Origin of the sequence: Mesorhizobium sp. M8A.F.Ca.ET.202.01.1.1, from assembly GCF_004791595.1 — a bacterium.
Classification (GTDB): Bacteria; Pseudomonadota; Alphaproteobacteria; order Rhizobiales; family Rhizobiaceae; genus Mesorhizobium.
In genome coordinates, this window is sequence record NZ_SRUN01000004.1 from 133,261 (window position 1) to 149,316 (window position 16,056).

The 16,056-nt window shown below is 62.2% G+C and carries 21 protein-coding genes; 6 read left to right on the forward strand and 15 right to left on the reverse strand.

The features are described 5' to 3' along the window. The first annotated feature begins 20 nt into the window (after positions 1-20). Positions 21-749 carry a response regulator transcription factor gene (locus tag EN845_RS11185; protein ID WP_127870301.1) on the forward strand — a complete coding sequence of 243 codons (729 nt, stop codon included), beginning with the start codon at positions 21-23 and terminating at the stop codon, positions 747-749. After that, positions 746-1,987, forward strand: coding sequence for an ATP-binding protein (locus EN845_RS11190; RefSeq protein WP_127870300.1), 1,242 nt, complete (start codon positions 746-748; stop codon positions 1,985-1,987). Before EN845_RS11185 ends, EN845_RS11190 begins: the two co-directional genes overlap by 4 nt. 83 nt (positions 1,988-2,070) lie before the next feature. Here the strand turns inward: EN845_RS11190 and EN845_RS11195 are convergent, their stop codons facing one another. The 4 genes from EN845_RS11195 to minC all read right to left on the reverse strand — a co-directional run bounded on the left by EN845_RS11195 (position 2,071) and on the right by minC (position 6,036). Next, positions 2,071-3,534, reverse strand: coding sequence for a hypothetical protein (locus tag EN845_RS11195; protein ID WP_127870299.1), 1,464 nt, complete (start codon positions 3,532-3,534; stop codon positions 2,071-2,073). Between the two features lie 410 nt (positions 3,535-3,944). After that, the gene (gene minE, locus EN845_RS11200; RefSeq protein ID WP_023774842.1) at positions 3,945-4,217 is read right to left on the reverse strand and encodes a cell division topological specificity factor MinE; all 273 of its coding nucleotides are present in this window, start codon (positions 4,215-4,217) and stop codon (positions 3,945-3,947) included. Next, on the reverse strand, positions 4,214-5,029 hold the full coding sequence (minD, locus tag EN845_RS11205) for a septum site-determining protein MinD (protein ID WP_127870298.1): 816 nt from the start codon (positions 5,027-5,029) through the stop codon (positions 4,214-4,216). Before minD ends, minE begins: the two co-directional genes overlap by 4 nt. Before the next feature lie 161 nt (positions 5,030-5,190). Continuing rightward, positions 5,191-6,036 carry a septum site-determining protein MinC gene (gene minC, locus EN845_RS11210; protein WP_127870297.1) on the reverse strand — a complete coding sequence of 282 codons (846 nt, stop codon included), beginning with the start codon at positions 6,034-6,036 and terminating at the stop codon, positions 5,191-5,193. A 543-nt stretch (positions 6,037-6,579) separates the two neighbouring features. Between minC and EN845_RS11215 the strand changes: the two genes are divergently transcribed. Both EN845_RS11215 and EN845_RS11220 read left to right on the forward strand, forming a co-directional pair. Further along, complete coding sequence (locus EN845_RS11215; protein WP_127870296.1) at positions 6,580-7,767, forward strand: DUF262 domain-containing protein; 1,188 nt, start codon at positions 6,580-6,582, stop codon at positions 7,765-7,767. 5 nt (positions 7,768-7,772) lie between these two features. Then, on the forward strand, positions 7,773-8,627 hold the full coding sequence (locus tag EN845_RS11220) for a HEPN domain-containing protein (protein WP_127870295.1): 855 nt from the start codon (positions 7,773-7,775) through the stop codon (positions 8,625-8,627). A 274-nt stretch (positions 8,628-8,901) separates the two neighbouring features. Here EN845_RS11220 and EN845_RS35845 read toward each other — a convergent pair whose 3' ends face one another. Both EN845_RS35845 and EN845_RS11225 read right to left on the reverse strand, forming a co-directional pair. Then, positions 8,902-9,105: a hypothetical protein gene (locus EN845_RS35845; RefSeq protein WP_167531320.1), complete on the reverse strand. Its 204-nt coding sequence runs from the start codon at positions 9,103-9,105 to the stop codon at positions 8,902-8,904. Positions 9,106-9,119: 14 nt separating this feature from the next. Beyond that, entirely contained in the window at positions 9,120-9,329 is a 210-nt protein-coding gene (locus tag EN845_RS11225) for a hypothetical protein (RefSeq protein WP_127870294.1), read from the reverse strand. Here EN845_RS11225 and EN845_RS11230 point away from each other — a divergent pair. Further along, positions 9,322-9,741 (forward strand): VOC family protein, encoded by a 420-nt coding sequence (locus EN845_RS11230; RefSeq protein WP_127870293.1) that lies wholly within the window; start codon positions 9,322-9,324, stop codon positions 9,739-9,741. The genes EN845_RS11225 and EN845_RS11230 overlap by 8 nt on opposite strands. Before the next feature lie 127 nt (positions 9,742-9,868). Further along, positions 9,869-10,828: an EamA family transporter gene (locus EN845_RS11235; protein WP_127870292.1), complete on the forward strand. Its 960-nt coding sequence runs from the start codon at positions 9,869-9,871 to the stop codon at positions 10,826-10,828. A 76-nt stretch (positions 10,829-10,904) separates the two neighbouring features. Here the strand turns inward: EN845_RS11235 and EN845_RS11240 are convergent, their stop codons facing one another. The 9 genes from EN845_RS11240 to EN845_RS11280 all read right to left on the reverse strand — a co-directional run bounded on the left by EN845_RS11240 (position 10,905) and on the right by EN845_RS11280 (position 15,683). Next, entirely contained in the window at positions 10,905-11,054 is a 150-nt protein-coding gene (locus EN845_RS11240; RefSeq protein WP_127870291.1) for a hypothetical protein, read from the reverse strand. A gap of 46 nt (positions 11,055-11,100) precedes the next feature. Next, positions 11,101-11,385 carry a PRC-barrel domain containing protein gene (locus EN845_RS11245; protein ID WP_127870290.1) on the reverse strand — a complete coding sequence of 95 codons (285 nt, stop codon included), beginning with the start codon at positions 11,383-11,385 and terminating at the stop codon, positions 11,101-11,103. Between the two features lie 224 nt (positions 11,386-11,609). Continuing rightward, a complete protein-coding gene (locus EN845_RS11250) occupies positions 11,610-11,933 on the reverse strand; it encodes a DUF2934 domain-containing protein (protein ID WP_127870289.1) in 324 nt (107 codons plus the stop codon). 117 nt (positions 11,934-12,050) lie between these two features. Then, positions 12,051-12,647: a BA14K family protein gene (locus tag EN845_RS11255; protein ID WP_127870288.1), complete on the reverse strand. Its 597-nt coding sequence runs from the start codon at positions 12,645-12,647 to the stop codon at positions 12,051-12,053. A 102-nt stretch (positions 12,648-12,749) separates the two neighbouring features. After that, positions 12,750-13,271, reverse strand: coding sequence for a DoxX family protein (locus EN845_RS11260; RefSeq protein ID WP_127870287.1), 522 nt, complete (start codon positions 13,269-13,271; stop codon positions 12,750-12,752). A gap of 374 nt (positions 13,272-13,645) precedes the next feature. Next, positions 13,646-14,125, reverse strand: a complete 480-nt coding sequence (locus EN845_RS11265) for a tetratricopeptide repeat protein (protein ID WP_127870286.1) — start codon at positions 14,123-14,125, stop codon at positions 13,646-13,648. A 35-nt stretch (positions 14,126-14,160) separates the two neighbouring features. Next, positions 14,161-15,132 carry an MBL fold metallo-hydrolase gene (locus EN845_RS11270; protein WP_127870285.1) on the reverse strand — a complete coding sequence of 324 codons (972 nt, stop codon included), beginning with the start codon at positions 15,130-15,132 and terminating at the stop codon, positions 14,161-14,163. Between the two features lie 90 nt (positions 15,133-15,222). After that, the gene (locus tag EN845_RS11275) at positions 15,223-15,468 is read right to left on the reverse strand and encodes a DUF680 domain-containing protein (protein ID WP_127870284.1); all 246 of its coding nucleotides are present in this window, start codon (positions 15,466-15,468) and stop codon (positions 15,223-15,225) included. Then, positions 15,465-15,683 (reverse strand): hypothetical protein, encoded by a 219-nt coding sequence (locus EN845_RS11280; RefSeq protein ID WP_135907094.1) that lies wholly within the window; start codon positions 15,681-15,683, stop codon positions 15,465-15,467. Before EN845_RS11280 ends, EN845_RS11275 begins: the two co-directional genes overlap by 4 nt. Positions 15,684-16,056: the final 373 nt, after the last annotated feature.

Sequence of the window (16,056 nt, forward strand, 5' to 3'; positions counted from 1 at the left end):
GCCAAGCAAAGGGCACGGCAATGCAGTCACAACCCCACATCCTCGTCGTCGACGACGACCGCGAAATCCGCACGCTGCTCGGGCGCTATCTCGACGGTCAGGGGTTTCGCGTCTCGGTGGCGGCCGACCGGCGCGAATGCGAGCAGAAGCTGGCCTCGGGCCAGTTCGACCTGACCGTGCTCGACGTCATGCTGCCGGATGGGTCCGGGCTCGACATCTGCCGCGCCTTGCGCGACCGCAAGCCGCATATCCCCGTCATCCTGCTGACGGCGCTGAAGGAGGATGTCGACCGCATCATCGGGCTGGAGCTCGGTGCCGACGACTATCTCGGCAAGCCGTTCAACCCGCGCGAGCTCACCGCCCGCATCCGCGCCGTGCTGAGACGCTCGACGCCGGAGGAAGCGGCACCCGCGCCGCCGCCCCGCGCCTACCGCTTCGCCAGCTACAGGCTGGAGCCGGACACGCGCAAGGTGACGGATGCGCAAGGTGCGGCCGTCGACCTCACCGGCGCCGAATTCGACCTGCTGCAGGTGTTCCTCGACCGCCCTGGCCGGCTCTTGTCGCGTGACCAGCTGCTTGATCTCACGCAAGGCCGCGAGCGCGACCCGCTCGAACGCTCGGTCGACGTGCTGATGAGCCGGCTGCGCCGCAAGTTCGCCGACACCGGCGACGGCCCGCTGTTCAAGACCGTGCGCAATGGCGGCTACCAGCTCACCGCGCGCGTCGAGACGGTGGAGGCGCAGGCGTGAACTCGCTGCGCCGCCGCCTCATCCTGTTGCTGGTTGCCTCGATCGTCGGCGTCGTCGGCCTGGCGACCGCCGCCGTCATCAGCGTGCGCGGCGGCGGGCCGCCGCCGGAACTCGTCGTGCCCTGGGTTGCCCAGCAGATGGAGCTCGTGGTGCGGCTGCTGCCGGGACCCATACCCGACGTGCTGCGGGTGCAATTCAGCGACCGGCCGGCCAATGGCAAGGTGGACCGGCAGGAGACGGCAATGCTCAATGATCTGCTGCGCCGTCGCGGCTTCGACGCCCTGGCCGTCATCAGCGACAAACCGGATGAACCCGGCCAGCGAGCCTCCATGCGCCTGCCAGACAGCCGTTGGGCGGTCCTGGAAATTGCCCATATCGATCCGCCCAAACGCGAATGGCTGGTGCTCGCCGGCTGGATTTCGCTGATCGTCGCCGGCGCTACCGCCGTCTCCGTCTATTTCACCGCCGTGCTGATCCGGCCGCTCGAAATGCTGGAGGCCACTGTCTCCAAGATCGGTAGCGACGGCGTGCTGGCGCCGGTGCCGGAGGTGGGCTCGGCCGAGGTCAAGGCGACGGCGCACGCGCTGAACCAGCTCTCGTCGCGACTCAAGACCGCCATGGAAAGCCGCATGCGGCTGGTGGCCGCCGCCGGCCATGACCTGCGCACGCCGATGACGCGCATGCGGCTGCGCGCCGAATTCCTCGACGAAGAGCGCGACAAGTGGCTGCACGACCTCGACGAGCTCGACCGCATCGCCGACAGCGCCATCCGCCTGGTGCGCGAAGAGGTCAACCAGGATGCCGTCGAGCCGCTGGATCTGGAAAAGATGGTGCGCGACATATCGGCCGAGATGGCCACGCTCGGCCATTCCGTCTCCATCGGCCATCTCGACAAGGTTTCGGTGCGCGCCGGCGCGCTCGGCCTGCGCCGCGCGCTGCGCAACCTGATCGTCAACGCCGCCACCCACGGCAAGGCCTGCACGGTCGCGCTCGACCTCGCCGACAGGCGCGCCGTGCTCTCCATATCGGATGTCGGCCCGGGCATTCCGCCCGACCTCATCAACAAGGCCTTCGAGCCCTTCTTCCGCGTCGACCCCGGCCGCCAGCAATTCATTCCCGGCGCCGGCCTCGGCCTCGCCATCGCCAAGGAAATCATCGAGCGCTACGGCGGCACCGTGACGCTGGAGAACCGCCAAGGCGGCGGGCTGGCGCAGACGGTGGTGTTCGCGGCGGTGTAATTGCGCGATGCCGCAAGGTGGAAGGCGGCCCAAAGCCTGGATGCTGCCAAGCAATGGGGCCGCGGCCGCGCCTGCGAGGCGCGCTACGACGTGGCGCGCAGAGTCCTGCGGATGGGCCGCCTGCCCGTGGCACGGGCTTTCTTGGCCACCACGGTGGCGATCTCGACCACCTCGCCCTCACGCGATCGGGCGTTGGTGGCCTTGTGGAGCCGCTCGTAGGGCAGCAATTCCTTGATCCGGGCATTGAGCGACGCGATTTCGGCCCGCAGATCCTCGCATTCCTGCCGCTGGACGTCTCGTTGTATGTCCTCCGATGCCTGTTGCAGCGCGAGCTGCGAAAGATTGGCGTTGGCTTTCGAGAGGTTCAGCTTGTCGGTTTCGTTCTCATTGGCGAGCGCGGACAATCTTTCCTCGGCGATCATCTTTTCGGCCACTGCGTCGTCCAGCTCGGTCTTGAGCCTGGCGATCTCGGCGGCGGCCGCGCTGTTCTCGTTCGAGGCCCGCTCCAGCCGCGTTTCCAGGTCTTGTATCTCGGAACGCAATCCGCGCATTTCCGTCTGGCCGCGAGCCCGTTCGGCTTCCCAGTCGCCTTCCATCATGCTGGCCGATTCGGTCTTTTCCGCCAGCTTCGCCTGTGTGGCCTCGAGCGACTTCTGCAGCCGCATCTCCTCTTTCTCGCTCCTTGCGAGCGCGGCCAGCAGTTCGGCGAGCCGCGCCGCTTCGCTGGCGTGGATCGTCGAAAGCTCGTCCAGCCTGTGACGCGCCTGGGTCTCCCGCTTCAACACCTTGTCGAGCTCGGCCGACAGGGTGACGTGTTTTTCCCGCAGCATCTTGCTCTCGCGCAAGCGCCTGTTGGCCTCGACCGTCCTGGCCGTCAGCCGGTTGGCGATGTCACCGAATTCCGCGTCGCGCTTGGCGCTGGCATTGGCCGCCTCGGCAAGTTCGAGCCTTACAGCTGCAAGCGTTGCGCGAAGCGTCTCCCGGTCCTGGACCAGGCTGGTCTCGCGCTGCTGCAGCAATTCGCACGCGCCGTCACGCTCGCGCAGCTTCGCCGCCGTGTCGTGCAGCTTTTCCGACAGCGCTCTCTGCTCCGCGATCAGGCCGGCATTCGCGAGCTCCAGCTCATTGGCACGAAGAATGTCGGTGTGCAGGATGTTGAGGAATTCGCGCGTCAGATGGTGCGAGGTCGAGATTTCCGACAATTTGCCGTTGATCTCATCCAGATAGTCCCTGGCGTCGTGGAACATCCCTTCGAAGGCATTCAACGCCGCCAGCCGGGTCTGGGCATGGGGCGTCAGTCGCGGCGTGGTTTCGGCGGTGTCGGCGCTGCCCGTCCCATCCGGAACGTCCGCGGCATCCGCAGGCGCCGCGTCGGCCTGGGGTGGCGAGGCATCGGTGGCTGACGCGGCATCGGGGACATCATCGCCCGTTGGCGTCTGGTAGTCGCTGTCGAGGCTGGCATCCAGGGCGTCCGCCAGATCGTCCTGCAACTCCTGGAGTGCGTTATCTACGTCTTCAGCACGCTTGATCAGGTTCTTGAAGTTCATGGCGAACTCCCCTACGCATACTCAATCGCATATTTAACAAATTGCTAATATATATCCTTACTCCCGCCTGTTCCGCAGGGGAAGCCCCTGTTAGCGAACGTGAACTAAGCACATTGGCTATCTGGATGCCGGGCAGCCAGTGCCTATGTCGGTGGAAGGCGTACTGGTGGAGCGGCCGGGACACCGCCGGGCCGGAATTCCTCGCCGCCATGAAATGAGGGGCCGAAGGACGGGCGAGACTCGTGGCTCGCCCGGCAAGGCGGCTCGGGCGAAGCCCGAGACGGAGTGGGGGATGGCGCGGCCTTGAAATGGTAGAGGCAACCCGCCAGCGCCGCGCAGCCCCCTGTCCGCCCACTGCGCGAGGCACCTCTCCCCCACTCACGTGGGGGCGAGGAACCAGTCGTGCTAACTCACCCCGCCATGGCCAGCGGCACGGCGCTCTTGTTGGGGATCTGAATGTCGATTTCCAGCGTCGACATGGTCTCGCCGCGGTCCATCGAGACCTGGAGGTAGTCCTGGTCGATCTGCACGTGCTTGGCGATCACAGCCATGATCTCCTCGCGCAGGATGGAGACGAGATCGGGCTGGCCACGGCTGCGGCGCTCATAGGCGAGCAGCACCTGCAGCCGCTCGCGCGCCACCGGCGCGCTGGTGCGCCGCTTGAAGAGGTCGAGGATGCTCATGCGGCCCTCCTTCCGAGCAGACGGTCGAGGAAACCCTTGCGTTCGAAGGGCACGACCACCGGCAAATCTTCGCCTTCCAGCCGCCTTGCCGCTTCGAGATAGGCTTTGGCGGCGTTGTTGAGCGGTTCCGACAGCGTCACCGGCGAACCGAGGTTGGAAGCCCTCAGCACATCCTGGCTTTCCGGGATGATACCGAGCAGCGGCACCGACAGGATTTCCAGCACATCGTCGATCGACAGCATTTCTCCGCGCGCGGCGCGCGCCGCGTCATAGCGGGTGACCAGCACATGCTTGGCGATCTGCTCGCCCTGTTCGGCGCGCATGGTGCGGGCATCGAGCAGGCCGATGATGCGGTCGGAATCGCGCACCGACGACACTTCCGGATTGGTGACGATGACCGCCTCGTCGGCGAAGCGCATGGCGAGCTGCGCGCCGCGCTCGATGCCGGCCGGGCTGTCGCAGAAGACATAGTCAAAGACCGAACGCAGCTTGTCGATCACTTCGCCAACGCCGTCTTCCGTCAGCGCGTCCTTGTCGCGCGTCTGCGAGGCCGGCAGCAGGAACAGCGTGTCGACGCGCTTGTCGCGGATCAGCGCCTGCGACAGCTTGGCCGTGCCCTGGATGACGTTGACGAGGTCGAACACGACGCGCCGCTCGGCGCCCATGATCAGGTCGAGATTGCGCAGGCCGACGTCGAAATCGACCAGCGCCACCTTCTTGCCGGTCTTGGCGACCGCGGCACCCAGCGCGGCCGTCGAGGTGGTCTTGCCGACGCCGCCCTTGCCCGATGTGACGACCACTACCTTGCCCATGGAAAAAGCCTCCGTTGCCTGTTGTCGTTTGTTGCGCCGTGCGCCGCACGGCTGTTGTCAGAGCCTGCCATCATGCCATCCGAAACCGGTCCGAGGCTTGCGCGGTGCCTCGGCGCCTTTCGGGCCGGAAGCGTGAAGCCGGGCGCCAGCATCCCTCGGCCCTAGTTCAGCGGCACGACGGCGAGCATGTCGCCTTCGAGAAAGGCCTGCACCGCCTTGCCGCGCGAGACGCCTTCCATCTCTTCGGCCGTCGTGTACCAGCCATCGACCGAGATCAGCTCCGCCTCGTTCCTGCGGCAGAAGATGCGCGCCGACCGGTTGCCTTGCGAGCCGGCGATGGCGCGGCCGCGCAGCGTGCCATAGACATGGATCGAGCCCGCCGCGATGATCTCCGAGCCGGACGCGACCGAGCCCAGCACGATGACGTCGCCATGCGGATGGAAGATCGACTGGCCCGAGCGGATCGGCGACTTGACCATCAGCGTGCCGGCCTGGACCGCGTCAGTCGCGCCGGCGTCCTGTCCAGCCTTCGCCGCCCTGCCCTTGCCAGTCTCGGCCTTGATTTCAGCAGTCTTGCCCTCGTCCGGCTTGCCGGCGTCCTTGCCACGGTCCGAAAACACCGTCTCCAGTCTGCCGGTTTCTTCCACCGTCTCCGCCTTGCCCTTGCGGCCGGAAAGCAGGCCGTCCGAAGTCGCCTCCTTGGCGCCGGAGAGCAGCGGCGGCAGGTCAAGCCCGAGCGAAGCCCCTTCCAGCTCGATCGCATAGACCCGGATGCCCCGCGCGCCGAGCGAAGCCACCAGCAGCGCGATGTCGGCGACCTCGGGTTTCAGCACGTTCAAATCGAGCACCACCGGCCGCCCGGCAAAATAGCCCGGCGAATTGCCGATCCAGTGATCCAGCCCCTCCAGCCAAGCCCCAATCGGCGCCTCCGGGGTGAGCGTAAAGGCCACGAACGAACGGGCGCGGAAGCGAATGGATTTTGTTTCGACGGGGGCGGCAAAGGTCACGGCCAGCGAATCCTTACTGAGAGGTAAACGCTAGGGGGCTAATGGTTAACGAATGGTTAACGGGGGGTGGGCGGGGAGGCTTGCCAATCTCGGATAGCTGGAAGGCCGGCTAAACTGCAGTTGCACCGTTACTTGCAGCACATTGATATCTTGATAAGAGCCGGCAGCGAGCTAGCTGCGTTCGGGAACTTAGGGCCCATCTCTTCTCCCCCGACGTTGGATCACAGAGCAAAGCGGCAAGGTTACTACTCATCAGTCAACCAATGACATGAAAAAAGTCGGAGTGACGGCATCGTGGAGCGCGGAGGTTCCGTATCCATCGCGTGGCCAACAAATATAATGCAGTAGAATGCTGCGCACTGTAGTAAAAGGGCGCTAAGAGCGGATACGCAACCATATATTAGGTGGCGTCGATTTCGGCGTCGGAAGCGAACGATCGGCAACCATTGCGGTTGCGATTTGGCAGGGATATGACTAGCAATAAAATAGGGCGGAAAGAGACTCCGTCCAATCCAAGCTCAGCGTCGCGCAAATAGGATATCCATGGCAGGCCGAAGAGGATTTACCCGCGACGACATAGATGCCTGGTTCACTGAGGAGGAGGCCGCAGATACCAATGATGTGTTCCGTGACATCACAGATCCCGCAGAAAAGTATGCTAGAAGCCAGCTCCGCGTCGTAAGAGAAACGAAGGATTACCAACTTGACTACCTGCAGAACGCCCTTCGCCCAGATAAAGAGTTAATAGACACCGATCCTGGGTATCAACGACGCCTTCGTTGGAGCAACAAGAAGCGATCTCTTTTGATAGAGTCTCTTCTTCTTAATATCCCAATCCCTTCAGTTTTCCTTTTCGAAACTGACTATAATCAGTATGAAGTTATAGATGGAAGGCAAAGACTTGAGACAATCAACGCTTTCCTGTCAAATAATTTTTCATTGACCGGGCTCGAGTATTGGTCTGAACTCAATCGCAAACGATTTAATGATTTGCCATCAGTCTTGCAGCGAGGATTACTGCGCCGTAGCATATCGGCCGTCGTTCTCCTTGCGGAGACTACCATCGTCGATGACGACGGACTCGACGTACGGCGGGTACTATTCGATCGCTTGAATACAGGCGGCATAAGATTGAACCCCCAGGAATTGCGAAATGCGTTGTATCCTGGCCCGCTGAACGCGCTGCTCATTCGCCTTGCGCGCGACGATACATTTACGTCGGTCTGGGGCATACCTCGTTTGACGCAAAATGAGGACAAAGAACCATCGGAAGCACTTTTGCGAAACCCACTCTACGCGTCTCTCGCAGATGCTGAGTTAGTACTTCGTTTCTTTGCATTACGGGACGCCATTCAAAGAGGCGGCACAGGATCTCTGCGTCGCATCCTAGACCGTTTTATGGCCGCGAACGCCAATCTGGACGACTTCGCTCTCTCTCAGATGAGTCATGAGTACATCTCACTGCTGACACGCCTTACAGACGTTTTTGCGGGTGAACCGTTCCGTCTGCCGAAAACCAAACGCCCAAGCAGACCATTGTACGATGCTTTGATGATCGCTTTGAGCCAATTTCCTGAAATCAACATTGAGCAAAACGGAACTCATATAAGATCTAGATTGCAAGAATTTCTTTCGCACAGACCAACGTATGACGTCTTGGTCGGCCGAGGAAATACAATGGAGTCTATAAGAGAGCGCGTGAACGTGGCTGACGCTATTCTCAGAGGATAATGCCAATGCCACATTCTCTGGACATCGTGCTCAGTGACTTTAAAAGCGACGTGGCGAGGGTCGAAAACCTACTTACATTGACAAAGCTTTTTCGAGATTTTGGCGCTAGCGAGCCACCCTCCGCAAAAATTGACTCCAGTGAACCACCTCCTGCAGGGGAAGATAATTCCGGAGAAAAGGTGCAGTTAATCGAAAAAACCTGGAAAGAAGCGGTGGACCTTCACACAGAGTCAAAGTCAAGGCGCACCGATCTTCCGATACTATCAGGATCACTTTTACTTTATCTTGCCGGGCGATTTGAGTACTATGTTCGGCAAATAGTTGAATCTATTGCTGATGAGATCGCTGGAAAGACCCAGAAATTCCAAGATTTGCCTAACCAAATCCAGAAATCTCTTCGTCAAAAAACTCTGGAGATTGCACAGAATCCAAAGAAATACGGCCACGACGAGTTGACATCGGAGGCCCTGCTTGAGAGTCTGGTTATAAATATTCGCGGTGGCGGCCAATGCCTATCCATTAAGTCAGAAGTTCTCTCAATCACAGACGCCAACATGCGCCCGGCCGTTTTGCAGGATTTAATGAAAACTGTTGGCCTAACGGAATTTTGGCGCGATGTTGGAAAGCAAGCGAACATTAAGATCGTGATGGGGAAGAGCTTAGATCAGGAGGCAGCAGCAGAGGCTCAAACGAAGCTGAACCAGATAATGGAGGAGCGCAATCAGATCGCCCATCCTACGGCTACCACTGAATTTCCGGACGCCGACAAGGTTCTTAAATCTGCTGAATTTCTCAATATATTGGCGGCCACTACGGCCGATCTTGGGAAGGTATATCTAGCAACATACGCGGCTCAATAATTACGGGCGGGATTTCCCCCTGCAGGTATCGAATATCAACTGTCAACCTTGAGAGCGGGCGTTAACGCACGGTGCGACGTTAGCTGCAATTCCGCGTTGCAACAGCAGAGCCCGTTGTTTCGAGACTGCGTTGATTCTCAGTGGCCGGGCGCCATGTCTGCTATTGCGTAAAAATGTGATTTCTGGTTTGCTTCTGGGCAGAAGCGAAGTTTGCATCCAAAGCCAGTATGCGGGTAAAGTTGCCTTCTGCCTAGCCAGATTAAGCTTAAACCGGTCAGGCAACCAGTGGCGCATCATCATCTCGACCGTCAAAAGGCAAACACCTCCCCTGACCGCCTCTTGAAATAGTGCACCTCCCGCCCATGCTTCTCTCCCGCTTCCCGGGTCTCGAACGTCCCCAGGTTCCGCCTTTTCCGATATTCTCGTCCTTCTTGCGCGAATAAAGCAGGTATTTTCCGGCCTTGAGTTTGAGGATCATCTCGCTCTCTCCGGTCAGGATTTGGCGCGATTTTTGGCCTTGAGGTCACGCGCGGCCTGTTCCGTCGCGGTCGGTGCCGAGGCGGTCACCAGCGCTTGCGCCTCGTCGCACGACAACTGGTGCAAAAGAGTTGAGACGCCATGTCGGATCTCCGCGCAGTCAACCGTCTTACAGCAGGCGCCTGCACTGCCACCCTGACAACCAAAGGAATGATCGATGAGCAAGAAGATTTTCGTGAGCCTGCCGGTGAGCGACGTGAAGGCGTCCATGGCGTTCTATGAAGCGCTCGGGTTCAGGAACAATCCCAAATTCACGAGCGAGGCGGCGGCGGGGATGGTGTGGAGCGACCACATCAATTTCATGCTACTCAGCCGTGAAAAATGGCAGACCATGACCACGCGCCCCATCCCGCCTTCAACGTCCAGCGAGGTCATGCTGGCGCTGTCGCTGGAGAGCCGCAAGGCGGTCGATGCGATGGCCACGGCTGCCGCCGCGAACGGCGGCACAGCCGACATCAATCCGATCGAGGACCATGGCTTCATGTATACACGCGACCTCGCCGATCCCGATGGCCATGCGGTGGGCGCGATGTGGATGGATTTTTCCGCAATGCCTTCCGGCGACAAGGCGGACTGACATCGGCACGACGACGTAGGGCGGCCGAGCGCGGATCCCTTTTCGGCTTTCGAAACGGATGCACGACCCAACGACACAAGCTATGTTGTCCCCGTCGGGCCAAGGTCATCGAAGGGGGAGGCATGACATGCAGGCAGTGCCGATAGCGCATCAAGCCGCGCAACCCGTGGCCGGCCCCATATCCTCCCTGGCCGGCTATCCGGCCGCGGTCCTGTGCTGGCTGCTTTCGGCCGGTGTCTATATCGCGGCCAAATGGGTGGCGCCTGAAATGCCGCCCTGGGGTCTCTGCTTCTGGCGGCTGACGCTTGCCTGCGCCATCCTGTTGCCGATCGTGCACCGTCATCACGGCGCGATGATCGGGCTTTTGCGAAAGCGCGCCGTGGAGGTCGTCGCCGTGGGGGCGATCGGCCTCACGCTCTGCCAGGGCATGATCTACCACGGCCTCAACCACACCGACGCCACCACGGCCGGCATCATCATGGCTCTGTCGCCCGTCATGACGATGGTGCTCGCCCGTTTGGTGCTTGGCGAGCCGCTCGGGCTGTGGAAGTCGCTTGGCGCGGTGGTTGCGCTTGCCGGGATGGTTTTCATCGTTGCCCACGGCAATTTGACGGCGCTGCTGCAGCTGAAGCTCAACGCCGGCGAGTTGTGGATCGTCGGCAGCGCGTTCTGCTGGGCCCTCTACACCGTGCTTTTGCGCCGTGCCAAATTCGGCATCGAACTCCTGCCGATGGTCGTGCTGCTGCTCGGCGCCGGTGCGCTGGTCGCCCTGCCTTTCCATCTGTGGGAATTGTTCAACGACGAACGCTCCGCCATGAACGTCCACAGCATTCTGGCACTCGCCTATCTGGCAGGCCCCGGCGGCGCCTTGATGTACTATCTCTACAACAAAAGCGTGGAAACGCTCGGCGCGAGCCGGGCAAGCATGTTGCTCTACCTGCAGACGGTGTTCGTGGCGATGCTCGCCTATCTGCTGCTCGGCGAGGGCCTGCACGATTACGGTCTGGTCGGTGCGGCCTTCATCGTCGCCGGCATCGTACTCGCCACCGTGGTCAAACCCAAGCCGGCTAAACCACGCGTGGCGTGAAATCTCTGACCGCAGGGCGGTCAGCGCATGGCCGAGCGATGTCGGCTTTTGTGGCGCACACCATCGCGGCGGCCCCTCACCCCCGCTTGAAATACTGCACCTCCCTTTCATGCTTCTCCGCCGCCTCCCTGGTCTCGAACGTCCCCAGATTCCGCCGCTTGCCGGTCTTCTCGTCCTTCTTCCTCGAATAGAGCCGGTATTTTCCGTCTTTCAGCTTCCTGATCATCGCTCGCTCCTGTCGAAAAAGGGGCCCGACCAGACCCCTCTTCCTGTCAGTCTGTATGCTCGGGCATCTGTTTCAGCTGGTCCTTGGTCCAGCTGGTCACGGCGTGGACGTCGCCGTCCTCGTCGCGCATGAAATCGAGTTCGCTGGCCAGCACGGCGACAGGCTTGGCGCCGATGCCGAGGAAGCCGCCGACATCGATGACGACCTGGCTGCCATGCAGGTGATCGACCGAGCCGATCTTCTCGTCGTCCGGGCCGTAGATGGTGGCGCCTTCGAGTTCGTCCTGGGTCAGTTCGGCGTTGGTCAGCCTGACGTGATTGCTATGGTCCATGGGTGGCATCTCCTGTTGGGGTGGGCAGGAGGAACCTGCGAGACGGCCAAGGGTTCCGACATCGTCTGGGATGACGCGGGATGCGGTCTACCCCTCCGTCCTGCCGGACATCTCCCCGGTCGCCACCGGTTCGCCAATCACCAAATCGCAAAGCGGAGCCGGCGGCTCGTTGAATCATCTTCTCATCGAGCCGCGCCAACGCATTGTTTCGAAAGGCCTTGCGTTCAGCGCCCGCGCTTCGCCTTGAGGCCGCGCGCGGCCTGCTCGATCGCGACGCGATCGGTGCCGAGCCTGTCGATCAGCGCCTGCGCCTCGTCGCCCGATATGCCGGTACGGGCCGCCAGCGCTTCGACCTGCAGCACGTCCGTGCTAGCGATCTCGCCGGTTTCCGGAAGCGCATCGTCGGCCGTCAGTGGCAGGGCGGCTTCCCTGTCGATCTCCATCTCAGCCTGGTGCCAGTGCCGGTCATGGTCGCCATGGCCGCCGCCTTCGCGCTGCCAGATCTCGTAGGCGCGGTCGCGGATCTTGTCGTCGCGGTCGTCGTTCATGTCAGTTCTCCCTTGTGTGGGGGATGAACGCCGCGCCGGTGCGAACGATCCAAAAAATTTGCGTGATCGTCGGGATCACAAGCCGCGCCCTTCAGCCATGTTTGCCCGGCACCGGCGCTACTCGCACTGGCGCCTGGGTCCGCCGGAATAGGGCTGGTAGCTGTTGTCGTCGGGCCGGTAGGAGCGATAGCGACTGAAGCAGGAATCGACATGGTCGGCGGAAAGCCCCGTCGTGACGGCCGAAGCGACGTCGCCCGAGACATAGCTGACTTCGGCCGCAGGCTGCGCGCTGTGGTCGGCGCCGGCGTCGAGATAGGGTGAGACGCAGGGGCGCAGCCGCCCGCTATAAGACATGTAGGTGTTGTCGTCGGGATGGTAGGAGCGGTAATGGCTCGCGCACCATTTGACGTGGGATCCCGGCAGTTCGGCCGCTTCAGCCGAAGGCGCGATCGAGCCGGTCGCGGTCGGGTCGGGTGCCTGCTCCCTGGCGGCGATGTCGGGCGCCGCGGGCTGGTCGGCCGGCAGGCGTTCGAGGTTCTGCGACGTCTTGTTCACCGGCCGCGCGTCCCTGGTCCACAGCTCCGCGACGCTGACGGTTCGCCTTGCCTCATGCGGAGACTTGGCGGCGAGCAGCCAGGCGGCAAAGCCCAGCCCGCTGCCGAAGACCGCAAGGGTCAGAACAAAGCCGCCCACCAGTGCCAAAATCGCTTTCACGTCTCGCTCCTTGAGCCCCTGCTTATAGAATGCGGAGCATCAAGGCTGGTTCCAGCACAGCACGTGCCAGCGTGTGTGGGCGCGCGCGGGCTCGGTTCCTGCTCAAACCGGCAGCCGCACCTCCATGGAAAACTGGTTCTCGACCGCCAGCAGCGCCGCCACCATCTCCTTGTCGCGCTGGCGCTGCCTGAGATAGCCGGCCAACAACCAGTCCACCGAGAACCTGCCGGCGCCGGCAGCGGCCAGCACGAACATGCCGCCCGCAATGGCAAGATCCTTTTCGAAATGCAGCAGTTCGTTCTGGCTGGCGAAGTTGGTGTGAAACAGCATGGCCGTGGCCAGACAGAACAGACCGAGCCCGATGCCGCCCAGCCGCGCCAGCATGCCTGTCGCGACGGAAAGCCCCGCCCCCAGTTGCAGCGCCACGGTGGCGATGAACAGCGGCAGGCCGACGCCAAGGGCCGCCATGGCCTTGGCTGCGCCCTCGAAATGGGTGGCGAGCGTGGCGCCCTCATGCAGGAAGATGAGGGATAAAAGCAGGCGGCCGGCAAGCAGCGCCGCGTCCCTAAGATACAGTCTGGTGGCAAGGCCGGTGAGCTTCGCGGCGCGTTCGTTCAGGGTCATGGTCGGGCTCCAATGTCTTGACACCGTGCAGGCGCCGTCGGGTGCGTGGGATCGCGCGCGAGAAATGTGTGAGGCTTGAAAGGGCCGGAGCCGGCTCGAGGGAGAGGCGCCGGCTCCGGCAATGGGCGCCAGCCACGAGCGCCCGAACTTTGGTGGGTTGGGGGATGGGTTAGCGCCAAGGCCCCCCTCTCCGTCTCGGCTTCGCCGAGCCACCTCTCCCCCACTTCGCGGGGGCGAGGAAATCCTAGCTGCCGAGGTCGCGGCTTTGGAGAGCTTGGGTTCCTCGCCCCCATGGAATGGGGGAGATGGGCCGCGAAGCGGTCGGAGCGGGGGCTGCGCTGGCCTTCGCGAGCAAGGCAACCGCCTTGCCCGCCCTACTTCGTCACCTTGGTGTCGATGGCCTTCTGCAAATCGGCAAGCTCGTCGCAGCCGGCGGGGCACAGTTTCTGCAGCGAGGCCAGTTGCTCCTGAGCCTTGGCCATGTCGCCGGTCTCGACATAGAGCTCGCCCAGATATTCGCGGGCGGCCTTGTGGTCGGGCTTCAGCTCCAGCGCCTTGTTGTAGTAGGTCAGCGCGGTGGTGGGGTCGCCGGTCTTGCGCAGCGTGAAGCCAAGCAGATTGTAGACGTCGGCCTGCTGGTTGTCCTGCGCGAGTTCACGCAAATCCTCCAGCGCGCCCTTGTAGTCCTTGGCGTCGATCTTGGCCTTGACGGCGGTGAGGTCTGGCGCGTCGGCGCCTTCGATGTCGTCGACCGCATAGGCCGGCATGATCGTGGCGACGGGAACGACGGTCAGCACGGCAATGGCGCCGAGCAGGCCGTAGAGGGCGTGCTTGCCCAGATAGGATTGTTTCATTGTCTGTCTCGCTTGTCTGGATTGGGAGCTGACGCTCAAATTTCGACCGGAGTGAAGCCATAGGCATTGCCGTCCTTGACGAAGACGCCGGTGCCCGGGAACGGGAAGTGCGAACCGGAAATGCGGATGTTGTCCGCGATCACCCGGTCGATGATCTTGTGGCGCGTGGTGATTGCGGTGGGCCCATCCTGGTCGTAAGCGCCTTGCCATTCCGGATGCGGCGCCAGCAAAGCCGGCACATACATGGTGTCGGCCGAGATCATCAGCTGCTCCTTGCCGGAGTTGGCGAGATACACCGAGTGGCCGGGCGTGTGGCCGGGTGCGGCGATGATCTGGATGCCGGGCACCACCTCGGCGCCGTCCTCGACCAGCTTCCAGTTCTTCCATTTCGGGAAGTTTTCGGCGATGCGCTTGCCCGCCGGCTTGCGGCCCTCGGGCAGCTTGGCCAGCCGGCTCGGGTCGGTCCACCAGTTGTATTCGGTGGCGTTGACGATCAGCTCGGCATTGGGGAACACCGGCGTGTTGGTACCCTTCTCCATCAGGCCCCAGACATGGTCGGGGTGGAAATGCGAGATCATGATGGTGTCGATCGCCTTGTAGTCGATGCCGGCGGCGGCCATGTTGGCCGGCAGATGCGTGGCGTTGGCCTGCCACTGGCCGACGCCGGAGCCCGCATCCATCATGATCAGCTTGCCGCCCATCTTGAGCACCACGACGGTGAGCGGAATGGGCATGAAGTCGGTGGTCAGACCCGCCTTGGCGAGTGCGGCCTTGGTGTCGTCTACCGAGACATTCTTGATGAAGGCCGGGTCGTGCGGCTTCTTCCAGATGCCGTCATAGATGGCGGTGACCTCGATGTCGCCGACCATGTATTTGTAGAAGCCGACGGTCGGCTCCACCGGCGTCTGCGCGAAAGCGGGGCGGGTGAATTCAAGCTTGCCGGCGAGGCCGAAGGCAGCGGCGGCGGTGGCGGTTCCGAGCAGTGTGCGGCGTGTCATGCTGAACATGGTGGTTCTTCCTCTGTTGAGAGTGGTGGCTAAAGGCACGTCTTGGAATGACGGAGGGCCAAGCCCCTGGGATGTTCGAAGACCGAGCGCTCAGTTGCCCCAGATGCCGTCGTCGTTGTGCCGGTTGATGATGTCCTGCACCGACTCCTGCTTCGGCCGGGTCGTCACCTTGGTGTCGACGCCATGGGTACGTGCCGTGTAAGGGATCGAAGCGGTCGCGTTGGTGTCGACCGGAGCGGCCGGCTGGTTGGAATTGTTGGCGCCATGGTCGCTGCCGGCAAAGGCGGAACTCGAGGCAAGCAACATCGCGGCCACGCTGAGAGCGAGCTTGGTCATTTCGCTAAATCCTTGTTTCGTTTCTTCGCGTTGCGGGCCGATTTGCCCCGCTGATGACAAGACCCGGAAGGGCCGCGCTTTATTCCCGGGCGCCGAAAGATTTTTTTCAAAAAGCCGGAAAACCGGCGGTTGCGGGCATGCGCAGGCCCACCCAGACACAATCCAGAAACAAGATTCAACAGTTCAGAAAAACTGGCGAAAAGATCGGATGGCATATCAATCCCTCAACGGCCGGAAATCTGGCCGCCGCACAGGCGCACGGGGTTGGGTACGGGCAATGCAACGAGGTTCGGACGGATCGATGGGTGCCCTTCCCGGCATGTCGCTCGCCACAGGCAGCGCCCCGGCGACGTCCCGCGTCCATGCTCCCGAACATGTGAAGAGGGAGCGGCCGATTCCGTGATAACCGCGCGGCCAAAGAGGGACCCGGCGGTCAGCGATCGCCGGTCGGAATTCCGGAATCTTCCGTTTTGGAGGCTTCGGTCATTCCACCTCCATCAACAACGATCAAATTGCAGCGGCGGCACAGCCGACAATGCCTGCTCGAGCGGCGGCATGACCGAGATGTGCCCGTGACGGCTTGGCCAG